The sequence below is a fragment of the Caballeronia sp. SL1002 genome (assembly GCF_057814995.1).
The window spans coordinates 333569-347232 of the sequence record NZ_JBYMUW010000003.1; the positions used below are offsets into that span (position 1 = coordinate 333569).

Below are 13664 nucleotides of genomic sequence, written 5' to 3' on the forward strand. Positions count from 1 at the left end.
ACACGGCCGGAAAATTGATAATGTAATCGTCTCCAATCAGACTCTCTGATACCTGATTCGACCGAAAATGGACCTTAAACAAATCCAGTATTTCATCGCGCTCTTCGAAGACGGCTCTGTCACGCGCGCGGCCAAGCGACTCAATATCGTGCAACCCGCGCTTAGCATGCAGATCGGGAAGCTGGAGGATGAGTTGCATCAGCAATTGTTCGAGCGCGGTGCGCACGGGATGGCGCCGACTGCCGCCGGACGCCTGATGTACCGCCTTTTCCTGCCGATCATGCGCGACCTCGCGCACGCGCGGCAGCAGCTTCAACAGCGCGACGAAGTGGTGACGGGGCACGTGAGCATCGGGCTCATCGCATCGGTGACGGAGAGTGTGCTCGCCGATTCGCTTTCGCGCTTTCATGCGCGTTATCCGCATGTCGAAGTGACCGTGGCAGACGGCTTCAGTGCGACCTTCATTGACTGGGTCGCGGGCGGCCAACTCGACGCGGCGCTCATCAACAAGCCCCGCTCGCGCCTGTCTCTGGATACGCAGACCTTGCTCGACGAAGAAATGGTGCTGGCGACGAGCGTTGAGCACGGCCCTGACCTGCCGCACACGATCGAGCTCGCGCAGTTGCCCGAACTCGAACTCGTACTGCCGACCAAGCGACACGGCTTGCGGGGCGTGCTCGATACCGCTGCGCAGCACGAAGACGTGCTGCTGGCGCCGCGCTTTGAAATCGACGTGCTCAGCACGATCGTGAAGCTTGTGGAGAGCACCCGCTTTGCGACGATATTGCCGCGCATCGCCGTCGGGCGCGCCGTGCAGCGCGGGACGCTGCGGGCCCATCCGATTCTCGCGCCGCGCATCGTGCGGCATATCGTGCGCGTGAGTCATCCGCGCAGGCCGCTGTCCGCTGCGGCCGAGGCGCTGATCGAAATCATCGCCGACGAACTGCACCGTGTGTCGAACGCATCCGGCACAAACGCCATTCTTGTCCCCAAGGAAACTGCATGAACGCACAACACTGGATAGCCGGCGCATGGGTCGGCGTACCATCCATCGACAGCATCGACCCCGCTACCGGTGAAAGCATCGGTCAATTCGCCGACGGCGGCGCACCGGAAGCCGACGCGGCCATCGCCGCAGCACGGCACGTGTTCGATCGCACTACATGGGCGCAGGACGCGCGCCTGCGTCAGGACGTGCTACTCGCATGGGCCGCCGCACTCGATGCGCAACGCGAGCCGCTTGCAACCCTCCTCACGCGCGAAAACGGCAAGGCGATCGCGCAATCGCGCGGCGAAATCGCTGGCGCGATTTCCGAGGTGCGCTATTACGCGGGACTCGCTCGGCACGTCGCGGGCCACGTACTGGAATCCGAACCGGGAACGATCTCGACGATGCTGCGTGAAGCCGCCGGCGTCGCCGCCATCTTCGTGCCCTGGAATGCGCCCGCGGTGTTGCTCGTGCGCTCGCTCGCGCCGGCGCTCGCCGCCGGCTGCACCGCAATCGTCAAGGCGGCCGCGCAGACCCCGCTGGTCATCGCGGCCATGCTGCGCTGTTTCGAGCAGACCACGCTGCCGAAGGGCGCAGTGAACCTCGTCAACGAGGTCGGTTATGCGGCGGGCGAACGGCTGGTCGAGTCGCATGACGTCGACGTGGTGAGTTTCACCGGATCGACCGCGACGGGCAAAAAAATTATGGCCGCCGCCGCCGAAAGCATGAAGAAGCTCTCGCTGGAACTCGGCGGCAAGTCGTGCTGTGTCGTCTTCGAGGATGCGGACGTCGCCGCGATCGCGCCGCGTATCGCCCGCGCCGCGACGATCATCTCGGGTCAGCAATGCACTGCTGCGCGCCGCGTGCTCGTGCATGCCCGCCGTGCGGCCGAGATGCGCGAGCATCTGACGCGCGCGCTCGACGCGCTGAAAGTGGGCGAAGGCATCAACGAGGCAACGGATATCGGCCCGTTAATCGACGCGCCCACACGCGACGCGGTGGATCAAACCATTGCCCGCGCCTGCAACGAAGCCGATCGCGTATTGCTGCGCGGCAAGCGTTCCGGGCATGCGTTCCTGTCGCCGACGCTCGTCGAACACAGCGACCCGAAAGCGTTTTTCTGCCAGGAGGAAATCTTCGGACCGTTCGTCACGCTGGAGACATTCGACACAGAAGCGCAGGCGATCGAGAAAGCCAATGACACCGTATTCGGCCTTTCCGCGAGCGTGTGGACGCATGACGGCGCGCGCGCCTTCCGGATCGCGCGCGCGTTGCGAAACGGCACGGTGTGGATCAACGATCACAACAAGCTCTTTGCCGAAGCGGAAACGGGCGGTTACCGGCAAAGCGGTCTCGGCCGGCTGCATGGCTACGACGCGCTCGCCGACTTCACGGAAATCAAGCATATCTGCATGCCGGCAGGCGTCACCGATGGCGTAACACCGCTACGTTGAGTACGTTCCGAGCGCGCGGGATTCCGGGTCGGATTCGCGGAAACGATAACGCGACCCCGCATCTTCGCGAAGTTCATGTGAATCGCGATTGTTGCGGAAGTCAGCGGTCAAACTCCTTCGTCTGTTCCGCCTCTTCGAACATCTTGCCAAACCCTGTTGGAACGAGGATGAGAGACCTGTCGGCCGGGTCGTTTTTCTCAACCAGCGCGAACGCCTCCGAGATGATTGTTTGCACGTCTTGCCGCAACATGGTTATGTCGAACGGAAGGTACGCCGCGAAAGGGTCCCAATCGAAGCAGCCGACCACCGTCGTCTTCCATGCGTCGTGCGGCAAGGTCGCCATGAACTGAACCAATCCTTCCATGGCGGTAATCGAGTTCATCAGCAGGCCGGATGGAAGGCGGCCCAGCTTCTCACTCCGAAGGGCCAGCGCGCGGTTGGCGGCGGCCGCGTTGTATCCGCAGCACTCGATGGCGTTGTCGGCAGGCTCGATACCGCGAGCCTTAAAAGCATCGCGGAATCCCGCGATCCGCATCTCGGTCGCATATTCGTTCGCCACGCCGCCCAGCAGGACCAACTCCTCGGGAGGATTGCCGCGCGCCAGCAATTTCTCGATCAGCACATCGGTAATCGCAGCGGAACCCTTGCGGTTGTCCGTGACCACCGACGGTGCTCCGTCGCCGGGCAAGTCGAGGTTAATGCAGGGCACATTCGCTGCCGCGCACAGCGCGTTGAGCGGCGACGGATTGCGCGCGCCGGCGATGAAGAGCAACTCGACGCGCTGCGACAGAAGTGTTTCCGTGACGCTCACCTCGACCTCGGGGTCGCGCTGGGTACTAACGACGATCGGACAAAGGCCTCGCGTTCGCGCCCGGTCTTCGAAGGTTTGAGCGAGTCCCGAGAAAAAGCGGTTCCGATAGTGCGGAAGAACCATCCCCGCGAGCCCCGAGCGCGACAGCCGCAGCCCTCGCGCTTTCATATTGACGTTGTATCCAAGCTCCCGCGCGCATTCGAGAATTCGATTCGCCGTCTCCTCCTTGATGCGATAACGAGCCCAATTACCGTTCAACACCATGCTCACTGTCGAAGTCGAAGAACCGGCCTTCTCGGCGATGTCGTAAATCGTGGACTTGCGTCCGGGGTTGCTGCTTGCCATCAACGTGACTCCGAGGGCATTTCCGCCGTTCATGTTGTTCCAAGGTAACCGTTTCGCAAAACCAGCCGTACTAGGGTAATTCCGGGGTCGACCTGGTTGCTGAATAGATTCAGCATACACCCACCCGAATTGCTGAATGGATTCAGCAAAAGTTTAACAAAGTTTAAAAGCGGGTTTTCCTAACACTAATCGGGCGTCTGCCGGGTAGGTCGGGCGTCCAACGGAGGAGACATGTTCAAGAACATCGTCCGTACTTTGGGCGCCAGCGCAGCCGCGCTCGCCTTGACCACGACGCTGGCATCGGCCTCGCCCGACAAGCCTGTTATCGGCGTGGTCGTGAAGATCGGCGGGATTCCCTGGTTCAACGCGATGGAAGCGGGCATTAAAAAGCGCGCTGAACAGCTCGGCGTCAAGGCGTTCATGGTCGGACCGACGAGTGCAGACCCTGCGCTGCAAGTGCGTGCCATCGAGGACCTGATCGCGCAGCACGTCGATGTCATTGGCGTCGTACCGAACGACGCGCAGGTGCTTGAACCCGTTCTTCAGCGCGCCCGGGCAGCGGGTATCAAAGTCATCACGCACGAGTCGCCCAAGCAGCAGAACGCCGATTGGGACTTCGAACTGGCCTCGGTCAAAGGCTTCGGCGATGCTTACGGAAAACGCCTCGGCGAGGCGCTTGGCGGCAAAGGCGAATATGCGGTATTCGTCGGCTCGCTGACCGTACCGCTGCATAACGCCTGGGCGGACGCGGCAAATGCCTATATCAAGGCGAACTATCCGGGGATGACCCTAGTCGGCGACCGCTACGGCGTCGCAGAAGACGTGGACGCGTCGCGCAAGACCGCGCTCGACCTGATGCGTGCCCATCCGAACTTGAAGGGCATCCTCGCGTTCGGCAGCCAGGGCCCGATTGGCGCCGCGCGCGCGGTTGCCGAGCAGCAGGCGAAAGGAAAAGTTCTGGTTCTCGGGCCGTTCTCGCCCGGGCAAGGCCGGAAGCTTGTCCACGACGGCGTGCTGAGCGGCGGATACATGTGGAATCCGGAAGTCGCCGGCGAAGTGTTCGTGACGCTGGGCGTGATGGTCGCCAAGGGACAGCCGATTAAAGACGGCACGAATATCCCCGGTCTGGGCGTGGTTCACCCCGACGGCCACAACCTGATTGTCGATAACCTCGTGGACCTCAACGCAAAAACCGTCGACGACCTCGCCAAGCTGGGCCTCTGACGGCAATCCTTGGACCGAACGGGTGAGTGCCGCTGTAGCGCAGTTGTAGCGCTGCTCACCCGGAAGTTACCGCGACGACGACTCATCCGGTCGCCAGCCGGTTACGTGCAAGTACCATCGGAGCGTTTCCATGAGTCATCCAGCTTCTACCACCGACCTTGATTCTCAGGCAGGGGTTGCGAACGCGGCGTCGGCCACGCTCGATGCAAACCGCACGCCCCTGCTCAAGCTCGAGAACATCTCCAAGATCTTCGGCGGCGTGAAAGCGCTTCGGGCGGTGAAATTCGACGTCATGCCCGGCGAAGTGCTCTGCCTCGCAGGCGAGAATGGCTGCGGCAAGAGCACCATCATCAAGATCATCAGTGGGGTGTATACGCCGGAACCGGGCGCGGTGATGCTCATGGACGGTCAGTCGATCGAAGGCCTCGACCCGGCGAGAGCCCGTGACCTTGGCATTCAGGTTATCTGGCAAGACCTGGCGCTCTTTCCCGAAATGACCGTCGCGGAAAATATCGCGTTCGAGCAGAATCTCGGGTCTCGTCCGCGTCTTGTCAGCTACGGGAAGATGAAGGAAGCGGCTCGCCGGATTCTCGAACGGCTCGGCGTCTCTATCGACCTCAACCGCTCCGTTCGCTCACTCTCTATTGCACAGCGGCAAGTCGTGGCAATCGCCCGAGCGCTCGTCCGCGACGCGCGGCTCGTCTTCATGGACGAGCCGACGGCCTCACTGAGCCATGCCGAGACCGAAGCGCTCTTGAAGATCGTGCGCCGGCTTTCCGCGGATGGCATCGCAGTCGTATTCGTCAGTCATCGGCTCGCCGAAGTGCTGGATGTCTGCACCCGCGTGACGGTTTTCCGCGACGGACAGTATGTCGGCACCTTCCCCACTGAAGGGATGACGCAGACCCGGCTCACCGAACTCATGACGGGCCGCACCTTCGACTACGAAGTACGGTCGTCCGACTTGTCGAAGGCGCCGGTCGTGCTTGAGGTGCAGGGATTGTCGCGCGGCCGCCAATACCACGACGTGTCCTTCAAAGTGCGACGGGGCGAGATTCTTGGCGTGACCGGCCGCCTCGGTGCAGGACGAACGGAAGTCGCATTGTCGCTCTTCGGGATGACACGTCCCAATGCCGGTTCCATCCTGCTCGACGGGAAAGCCCTTTCGGTACGCACAAATCGCGATGCCATCCGCGCAGGTATCGCATACGTTTCAGAAGACCGGCTTCAGCTTGGCCTTGTCCAGCCGCAATCGATCGGCGACAACACGGTGGCGGCGGTGCTGGACGATCTTCTGGACAGTACCCATCTCATCGCCGCCAGGAAAAGAAATGCGCTGATTCAAGACTGGATTGAACAGCTCGCCGTGAAAATCGGCAAGCCCGACGACGCGGTATCGACATTGTCGGGTGGCAACCAGCAGCGCATCGTGCTCGCCAAGTGGCTGGCAACCAACCCCAAGCTCTTGATTCTGGATTCGCCGACTGTAGGCGTCGATGTGGGCGCACGCGCCGGCATCTTCGCCATCATCCACAAGCTCGCGTCCGAGGGAATGGCGATCCTGCTTATCTCGGACGAGATTCCAGAGGTCTATTTCAACTCCGACCGGATTCTGCACATGCGCGACGGACGCATCGTCAAAGAGTACGTGCCGGGAACGATAACGATGGAACAAATCGAGCGAGACGTTCATGCCTGATTTTCGCAAACTCGGAATCGGTTCGATCGAGGCTCTGCTGATTCTCGTGATCGCCATCATGGTGATCGGCCTCAGCCTTTCAACCTCGACATTCCTCACGGCGCCGAACCTGTTCGACCTGCTCAACCAGAGTTCCGTCAACATCATTTTTGCCGTCGGACTGCTGGTCGTGCTGATTGCCGGTGGCATCGATATTTCATTTGCCGTCGGCGCATCGGTGGTTCAGTACCTCACGGCATTGACCGTGATGCGACTCGGCGGCGGCAACTGGGCGCTTGGCTTCATCGTGTCCGCATTCTTCGGATTTCTGCTTGGCTCCATCAACGCTACGATCATCTACAGATTTCGCATTGTCTCGATTGTGGTGACGATCGCCACGTTCAACGTGTTCTTCGGTGGCTTGATGTTCCTCACGGGCGGCGTTTCCATCTACGACCTGCCTGACTGGTGGACCGACCGGGTCTCCCTGATCCACTTCAACACCGCGAGTGGCAATGCGAATCTCGCACTGCCCGTGGCCGTGATGGTCGTGATGGTCGTCGCGACCTGGTTTCTGTTGCGACGCACGACAACCGGCCGGCAGCTCTACGCGATGGGCGACAACCCCGAAGCGGCGCGACGCGTGGGCGTCAACATCGGTGCGATGCATTACATCGCTTTCGGCTGGCTCGGCATGATGGCGGGCATCGCTGGACTGATGCAGGCCCACTACGTACAGGAAGTCGTTCCGAACGCGTTTTACGGACGTGAACTCGATGTGCTCGCGGCTGTGGTGCTCGGCGGTGCGAGGTTGGGCGGTGGACGCGGCACGATTCTCGGCGCCATCCTCGGCATCCTGCTGACCGCCATCACCGCGAACGGCCTGAACCTGCTGGGCATTTCGCCGTACGCGTTCAAGATGATTATCGGCGCGATCATTCTCATCGCCATTACTTTGTCGAGCGGCGGCTTCGCCAGGCTCGTCGGTGCGCGATTCTCGTCACAAAGCGTAAAGGCCTCGTCATGAACACGTCCACGTCTCATCGTTCGGCCACGCCGCTCGTGCCGGCGGATGTCGCCGGATTGCTTGGATTTCTCGCACTGGTCATCGCGGTCCTGAGTTTCGCATCGGACCGATTCTTCTCGGCGAGCACGTTCGTGTCGGTGGCGTTCCAGTTGCCGGAGCTCGGCTTTTTTACGCTGGCCATGCTGATGCCGCTGATTTCCGGCGGCTTCAATCTCTCCGTGACCTTTACCGCGAACATTTCCGGGCTGGCGATGGCGTGGGTGCTGCGGACATACGGTGGAGCGGATGCGGGCGCGATGGCCATCATCCTCGGCATCGCTGCCGCGTTGGCCACGGGCGCCGCCGCCGGTTGGGTGATGGGCGCTGTCATCGCTCGAACAGGCGCAAGCCCGATCCTCGTTTCTTTGTCGATGATGATTTTCTTGCGCGGACTGGGCGAATTCCTGACCCGTGGAGGCGACATCTCGGGGTTCCCGCCTTTCGTGCGCGAAATGGGTAACGGCGTCTTCCTGGGCATCCCCATTCCCTTGCTGATCTTTCTGGGCTGCGCCTTGCTGTGGCACGTCGTGATGACACGGTCGAGGCTGGGTTTCGCCACACGCATGATCGGGTCCAACCTCGAGGCGACGCGCTACTCGGGCATCCAGACGACGCGTGCGGTCACGCGAATCTACATGCTGTCGGGATTGATGTGCGGCGTTGCGGGCGTGGTGATGGCGGCCCAGTTCAATTCGGTTCGCGTGGGGCACGGCGAAGCATTTCTCCTGATCTCCGTGCTGGCCTGTTTCCTCGGACGCGTCGATCCGTTCGGTGGCTTCGGCCGCGTGGTGCCGGTTGTGATCGCGCTCGTGATTCTCCAGGTCATTGCTTCCGGGCTCAACCTGCTCGGCGCCAATCAGCATCTGGCGACTGCGTTGTGGGGTGTCTTCCTGCTTGCCGTGATGCTCTTCCGTTGGGCGTGGGCGAACGGCATTTCGAAAACTTTGGTCCGCAAGCGCGTGACCGCAACTGAAGGAGTTACACAATGAACAAGCTCGGCGTACACGCACTGGTTTGGGCTGGCGACCTCACGCCGGAGTCGACGCGCAAGGTCCTGAGTTCGACAAAGGAGGCCGGCTTCGACCTCGCGGAACTGTCGCTGCATGGTCCGAAAGTGATGGACCTCGCACTGACTCGGGACCTGCTGCAAGAGTTCGGGCTTGAAGTCGGCTGCTCTCGCGGTCTGACGTTCGAAGCAGACGTATCGAGTGAAGATGCCGCGACGGTCGCCCGCGGGGTGGCGATGCTCGAAGAAGCCATCACTATTACGTCCGGAATCGGCGGCAAATATTTTGGCGGTATCTTGTACGGCGCGATGGCGAAATACAGCGCGCCGGTCACGAAGAAAGGCCGTCAGAATGCAATCGACTCCATCAAGCACATTGCAGACTTTGCGCTCAAGAAGGACGTGACGCTGGGACTCGAAGTCGTCAATCGCTACGAAAGCAACCTGCTCAACACAGCATCTCAGGCGTTGGCTTTGATCGACGAAGTCGGCGCGCCGAACGTCGGCGTTCACCTCGATACGTATCACATGAACATCGAGGAATCCGACTTCATGCAGCCGGTTCTCCTGTGCGGCGACCGCCTCGCTTACGTTCATATCGGCGAGAGCAACCGCGGCTATCTCGGCTCGGGTACTATCGACTTCGCGCAGTTCTTTCACGCGCTTGCCATGGTCGACTACAAGGGTGTCGTCACGTTCGAGAGCTTCTCGTCGACGGTCGTGAACGAGCAGCTGTCGAATGCGCTGGCGATCTGGCGCAATCTGTGGGACGACGGCATGGACCTGGCAAAGCATGCGCGCGAGTTCATGGCGGGCGGAATCAACGCCGCGGCAAAGGCGAAGGCGCATCACTGAACGCGGCTTGCATGCGGCTCGCATGCGGCTAGCACGCGGCTAGCACGCGGCGCGGCATCGGGCCTGCCCGGATTCCGACGCACGGGCCGCAAGGTGGCGTCGGCGAGTGCGAGGCAAGCGCTCCCGACGCTTGAAAATATATCCGGATGATGTCCATGATTGAAGAGCGTTATTTGAGCCGGCTCCGGCAGCTGATCACTGGCGGACGTCGCCGGATTCTCGGGCTGGTCGGCGCGCCGGGAGCGGGCAAATCGACGCTATCCCAGGCGATTCTCGATGCATTCCCTGGGAAAGCCGTGATCGTCCCGATGGACGGATTTCATCTGGCGAACGAGGAGCTTGCGCGCCTCGGCCGGGCGTCCCGCAAAGGTGCCGAAGACACGTTCGACAGTGCGGGCTATGTCGCGTTGTTGCGTCGGCTGCGCGAGCAGCGTGATGACGAAACCGTCTACGCACCCACTTTCCGTCGCGAAATAGAGGAACCCATCGCCAACTCAATTCCGGTCGCGCCCGATACGCCGCTCGTGATTACCGAAGGCAACTACCTTCTGTTCGAACGCGGGCACTGGAAAGGTGTCCGGCCCCTGCTCGATGAAGTCTGGTATGTGAACGTCGACTCGGCTTTGCGTCGGCAACGGCTCGTCAGCCGTCACATGAGCTTCGGTCGCGACGAAGACGCAGCGAAACAATGGGTCGAGCACACCGACGAGGTGAACGCGCGGTTGATCGATGCCACGCGGGAACGGGCGGATGTCCAGTTCAGCTGGTCGTCGTAGGGTAACCAATTTGGCCTGACCGCCGCGGAAGTCATCGCGCTGCGTGGCAGGTTGACATGCGGTTTGTCTGGCGAAACCGAGCAATCGACACGATGGACGAAATCGAACGCTGGAAGCTCAAGTGGGAACACGGCGAGGCGGATGTCCAGTCGCTGGGTGGAATGCTCGCGCCCGTGCGTTTTGACATTGGCGAGGGACGCGCGGTCTCGCCCATGCAGGTCGCGCCCTGGACCGATGACGGCCGCCAGCACGGACTTATGCGTGCGCTGCGTGGTGAATGGCCCTGTCTGCCATTCGGGATGGTCGAGGCGCCCGCAGGTCTTCCCGCTGAATGGGGTCGTCGCGAGGCGAGTGACGGGTGGGTTCACGGGTACGGTGCAAATCACATGTGGACGCGGGTACAACGGACCGCTCACATGCTCATGATTCAAATCGCGTATCCAGCCGATAGCGCAATCGAAAAGCTCGAACGTACGGTCGAGGCCGACCCGAATGCGCCCTCGTTGCTGGTTTCGCTTACGGTGCACGCGCGGCGAGACGTCGTGATGCCATTCGCTTTGCATCCAACCTTTGCCATCCCCGACGGAGGCGTGGAGATTATTGGCTGTTCCAGCCAGTCCATCTACAGCTATCCGGTCCCGCAGGAACCCGGCATCTCGCAGATTCTGCCGAATCGTGCGTTTGCTTCCCTGACGGAAATCCCCACGACAGATGGTTCGATGAACGCCTCACGGCTGCCGTTGGCGAGACGCACCGAAGAGCTGATGCAGATTTCCGGCTGCGAGCCCCCTTTTATCTTGCGGTATCCAGCGGAGGGTGCGGATGTCAGCCTCGACTGGAACGCCGCCGAGCTACCCGATGCGTTGATGTGGATCAGCAACGGCGGGCGTACTCGCGAGCCCTGGTCGGGACGACATTTCGCGGTGGGCGTCGAACCCACCAACAGTTTTTTCGACCTTGGCCGAGTGGCGATTCCTCCCGCCAGCCATCCGCTCTCCGATCGTACCGGCTTGGCTTTCGAAGCAGGCACGCCGCGGACGATCACGTACCGTTTGTCAGCGCGGGCACTTTGAGACCAGAGGCGCACCCGCATTTGGGGATCGCGCCCTGAGTTTCCAGCCTTTTTAAACGCACGCCCGAGGTCTGGACGGCCCTAAGAGCGTGAGTTTATCGGTCGAGAAGGCGTGGCGCACGTCGCGGGAATTTCGGCGGCCTCTAGCCGAGCATACGGCGAGGCCCCAGAAATGATCGTCTTGTCGTCGTTTGTCCTGAGAACGATGAGCCCTGCTCGTCCCGCCGTTCACCCTTAAGCCACCGCTTCCACACGACGCGTGCTCGGCAGCATCCGGTCGAACTCGCGCTTGACGATCCCGTAGCACTCGCAAGCACGCGCTTCGAGCGCCGCGCGATCGAGCACCTTGATGCATCCACGGCTGTGATGGATCAGGCCGGCATCGTGCAACTTGCCGGCCGCTTCCGTCACGCCTTCGCGACGCACGCCGAGCATGTCCGCGATCATCTGCTGGGTCACCCGGAATTGTTCCGACGACGTACGATCTGCCTGGATCAGCAGCCAGCGGCACAGTTGCTTGCTCAGCGTGTGATGGCGATTGCACGCCGCCGTTTGCGCCACTTGCGTGAGCAGCGCTTGCATGTACAGCAGCATGATCCGGCGCAGGAAATCCGAGCGGCCAAAGTGTTCACGCAAGGCGCTCGCGCTCATCCGATACGCGAAGCCCTCGCGCTGAACCTGAACGCGCGTCGGCATCGTGTCGCCGCCGGTCAAGACGGGCACGCCCGTCATGCCTTCACGCCCGACCGCCGCGACTTCGGCGGTGCCGCCATCTTCCATCGTGTGAAGCAGCGACACGATGGCCGTCGTCGGGAAATAGACGTGATGAATGCGTTGGCCGGAGTCGCACAGCAGTTGCTCGGTGCGTAACTGGACGAGTTCGAGATGCGGTGCGAGCGCCTGCCATTCTTGCGCGGGAAGCGCGCCCAATAAATGATTGCCGTGCAGGTCGGACTGAAGGGTCAACATGATTTTTGCTTCTCTTGGTCTCGCGCGATGTGCGCTGTATTTTTATCTGGCGCGCTGCGGATTTCGTGTTCGCATCTGATGGCGTTCATCGAAAATCCGCAGCGACCAGCCCCGGAGCACATCTATCGCCGTTTGTATGAAACCCCTCACGGCTGTTTTGTGTGCTTTGTCAGACATAAGCGAGAGTCGTGCCAGGAACGACGAATCCGCTACCAGTAAGCAGGCTCACGATATGTCCCGCGCCGCACGCTGCGCTCGCGCGCGGATTTGATTCAGTTTTGAATAGACGAAATGAAGACGCCTGCTTAAAGGACGTCTCGGAAGAGTGAAGTCGAAAATCGGGCTATCGTTTGCGCGTTCCCGTGGATAAGGAACGACTCGCCGCGCGCCGCCAAGAACGTGCGTCCGGGGGCGTGCTTAAGAAGTGTTGCAAGTCTGAGGTTCATTCAGCGAAGCGTGCCGATTATCGGACACGCCAGTAAAACGACCGCGCCTGCGAAAGCCCCGCCCACTCTGCGTTCGGCGCTTGCACACGATTCTCGGTATTCATACACAGCGCCGAGATGAAAGGCGGACGAAAACCGTTGCGTTTTCGAAACGTCGACAGGCGTTCGTGTTTCCACAAGGAGTCTGCTACACCGCACCCACGCCATTCTCAACATAGATCGACGGGCTCTGTGAGCGAAGGCTGCTGCCTGAATAGCAGCATTTACCGACGGCCGGTCTCCTTTCGGACACGGCACGTATCCGCTGGCGTAATCGTCATGCGCTTCATTTCCAAGCGCCATAAAATTCTTTCAAGCGCGCCGTAATCAAATAGATAGGAAAATTTCAAAGCAACGCCGCGCGCCGGACATCGCACCGACGCAGCTTCGCCGGGCTTCCTCTTGCGACTGCGAAAGAGCTACACGCCTTTGCATCGTCTAACGTCACGCTCACGAGAGAGACTTAGTCATTTGGGGAATGCCATCCCAGCAAGCCCGGCGTCAGTTGCGCAGGTACCGACCCTGCGCGCATCTGTTGGCGGCGGGCCGCCTTTCTCGCGTCGCACCGTTTCGTAAAGGCGATCGAGATCGCCCAGGCTCGCGATGTCGCCCTGAACTGCGGTTCACGTTCGAACCGAGGACCGCCTTTGCCTTGGCGAGTTCTGCCTGACGCCGCTCCGTGATAAAGACATATGCGCCCTCCGCGACGAAAGCCGAGGCAAAAGAATGGAGTCGACGCGAATAGATGCACAGAGCGCGCGGGCCTAGCACCTATGCGGTGGACGCATGGTCGATTCGGTATTCGCTTCGTGCTGGCGAAATGTGCGGAACGACAAAAGTGCGGAATGTTTTGCCGACCACGTAACGGCAACTTTGAGCCTGACGTTGCGCATGCGGCGCACACGCGCGCATCGAGAACGCTAACTCGCTGTGTG

The 13664-nt window shown here is 61.1% G+C and carries 11 protein-coding genes and 1 pseudogene; 9 read left to right on the forward strand and 3 right to left on the reverse strand.

Annotated elements, in window-relative coordinates; genetic code table 11:
• Window positions 1-67 precede the first annotated feature (67 nt).
• Window positions 68-1006, forward strand: a complete 939-nt coding sequence (locus tag AC3D25_RS18945) for a LysR family transcriptional regulator (protein ID WP_488889994.1) — start codon at window positions 68-70, stop codon at window positions 1004-1006.
• Window positions 1003-2442 carry an aldehyde dehydrogenase family protein gene (locus tag AC3D25_RS18950; protein ID WP_488889995.1) on the forward strand — a complete coding sequence of 480 codons (1440 nt, stop codon included), beginning with the start codon at window positions 1003-1005 and terminating at the stop codon, window positions 2440-2442. The genes AC3D25_RS18945 and AC3D25_RS18950 overlap by 4 nt, the downstream gene beginning before the upstream one ends.
• A gap of 100 nt (window positions 2443-2542) precedes the next feature.
• On the opposite strand, the gene AC3D25_RS18955 is transcribed toward AC3D25_RS18950, so the two are convergent.
• Window positions 2543-3598, reverse strand: a complete 1056-nt coding sequence (locus AC3D25_RS18955) for a LacI family DNA-binding transcriptional regulator (RefSeq protein WP_488889996.1) — start codon at window positions 3596-3598, stop codon at window positions 2543-2545.
• Window positions 3599-3829: 231 nt separating this feature from the next.
• On the opposite strand from AC3D25_RS18955, the gene AC3D25_RS18960 reads away from it, so the two are divergent.
• The 7 genes from AC3D25_RS18960 to AC3D25_RS18990 all read left to right on the forward strand — a co-directional run bounded on the left by AC3D25_RS18960 (window position 3830) and on the right by AC3D25_RS18990 (window position 11276).
• Window positions 3830-4822 carry a substrate-binding domain-containing protein gene (locus tag AC3D25_RS18960; protein ID WP_488889997.1) on the forward strand — a complete coding sequence of 331 codons (993 nt, stop codon included), beginning with the start codon at window positions 3830-3832 and terminating at the stop codon, window positions 4820-4822.
• 130 nt (window positions 4823-4952) lie between these two features.
• Window positions 4953-6521 carry a sugar ABC transporter ATP-binding protein gene (locus AC3D25_RS18965; RefSeq protein ID WP_488889998.1) on the forward strand — a complete coding sequence of 523 codons (1569 nt, stop codon included), beginning with the start codon at window positions 4953-4955 and terminating at the stop codon, window positions 6519-6521.
• The gene (locus AC3D25_RS18970; protein ID WP_488889999.1) at window positions 6514-7527 is read left to right on the forward strand and encodes an ABC transporter permease; all 1014 of its coding nucleotides are present in this window, start codon (window positions 6514-6516) and stop codon (window positions 7525-7527) included. The genes AC3D25_RS18965 and AC3D25_RS18970 overlap by 8 nt, the downstream gene beginning before the upstream one ends.
• A 131-nt stretch (window positions 7528-7658) precedes the next feature.
• Window positions 7659-8555, forward strand: a complete 897-nt coding sequence (locus tag AC3D25_RS18975; protein ID WP_488890000.1) for an ABC transporter permease — start codon at window positions 7659-7661, stop codon at window positions 8553-8555.
• Window positions 8552-9427, forward strand: coding sequence for a sugar phosphate isomerase/epimerase family protein (locus AC3D25_RS18980; protein ID WP_488890001.1), 876 nt, complete (start codon window positions 8552-8554; stop codon window positions 9425-9427). The genes AC3D25_RS18975 and AC3D25_RS18980 overlap by 4 nt, the downstream gene beginning before the upstream one ends.
• Before the next feature lie 155 nt (window positions 9428-9582).
• On the forward strand, window positions 9583-10203 hold the full coding sequence (locus tag AC3D25_RS18985) for a nucleoside/nucleotide kinase family protein (protein ID WP_488890002.1): 621 nt from the start codon (window positions 9583-9585) through the stop codon (window positions 10201-10203).
• 92 nt (window positions 10204-10295) lie between these two features.
• Complete coding sequence (locus AC3D25_RS18990) at window positions 10296-11276, forward strand: hypothetical protein (protein ID WP_488890003.1); 981 nt, start codon at window positions 10296-10298, stop codon at window positions 11274-11276.
• A gap of 233 nt (window positions 11277-11509) precedes the next feature.
• Here the strand turns inward: AC3D25_RS18990 and AC3D25_RS18995 are convergent, their stop codons facing one another.
• Both AC3D25_RS18995 and AC3D25_RS19000 read right to left on the reverse strand, forming a co-directional pair.
• Window positions 11510-12244 carry a Crp/Fnr family transcriptional regulator gene (locus AC3D25_RS18995; protein WP_488890004.1) on the reverse strand — a complete coding sequence of 245 codons (735 nt, stop codon included), beginning with the start codon at window positions 12242-12244 and terminating at the stop codon, window positions 11510-11512.
• A gap of 1033 nt (window positions 12245-13277) precedes the next feature.
• A pseudogene (locus AC3D25_RS19000) lies at window positions 13278-13449 on the reverse strand (oxidoreductase); the annotation flags it as partial.
• Between the last annotated feature and the right edge of the window lie 215 nt (window positions 13450-13664).

Bases quoted from the DNA above. Each gene is read 5' to 3' on its own strand.
- AC3D25_RS18980 (WP_488890001.1), top strand. From the start codon at position 8,552: ATGAACAAGCTCGGCGTACACGCACTGGTTTGGGCTGGCGACCTCACG.
- AC3D25_RS18945 (WP_488889994.1), top strand. From the start codon at position 68: ATGGACCTTAAACAAATCCAGTATTTCATCGCGCTCTTCGAAGACGGC.
- AC3D25_RS18960 (WP_488889997.1), top strand. From the start codon at position 3,830: ATGTTCAAGAACATCGTCCGTACTTTGGGCGCCAGCGCAGCCGCGCTC.
- AC3D25_RS18955 (WP_488889996.1), bottom strand. From the start codon at position 3,598: ATGGCAAGCAGCAACCCCGGACGCAAGTCCACGATTTACGACATCGCC.
- AC3D25_RS18950 (WP_488889995.1), top strand. From the start codon at position 1,003: ATGAACGCACAACACTGGATAGCCGGCGCATGGGTCGGCGTACCATCC.
- AC3D25_RS18965 (WP_488889998.1), top strand. From the start codon at position 4,953: ATGAGTCATCCAGCTTCTACCACCGACCTTGATTCTCAGGCAGGGGTT.
- AC3D25_RS18985 (WP_488890002.1), top strand. From the start codon at position 9,583: ATGATTGAAGAGCGTTATTTGAGCCGGCTCCGGCAGCTGATCACTGGC.
- AC3D25_RS18970 (WP_488889999.1), top strand. From the start codon at position 6,514: ATGCCTGATTTTCGCAAACTCGGAATCGGTTCGATCGAGGCTCTGCTG.
- AC3D25_RS18995 (WP_488890004.1), bottom strand. From the start codon at position 12,244: ATGTTGACCCTTCAGTCCGACCTGCACGGCAATCATTTATTGGGCGCG.
- AC3D25_RS18990 (WP_488890003.1), top strand. From the start codon at position 10,296: ATGGACGAAATCGAACGCTGGAAGCTCAAGTGGGAACACGGCGAGGCG.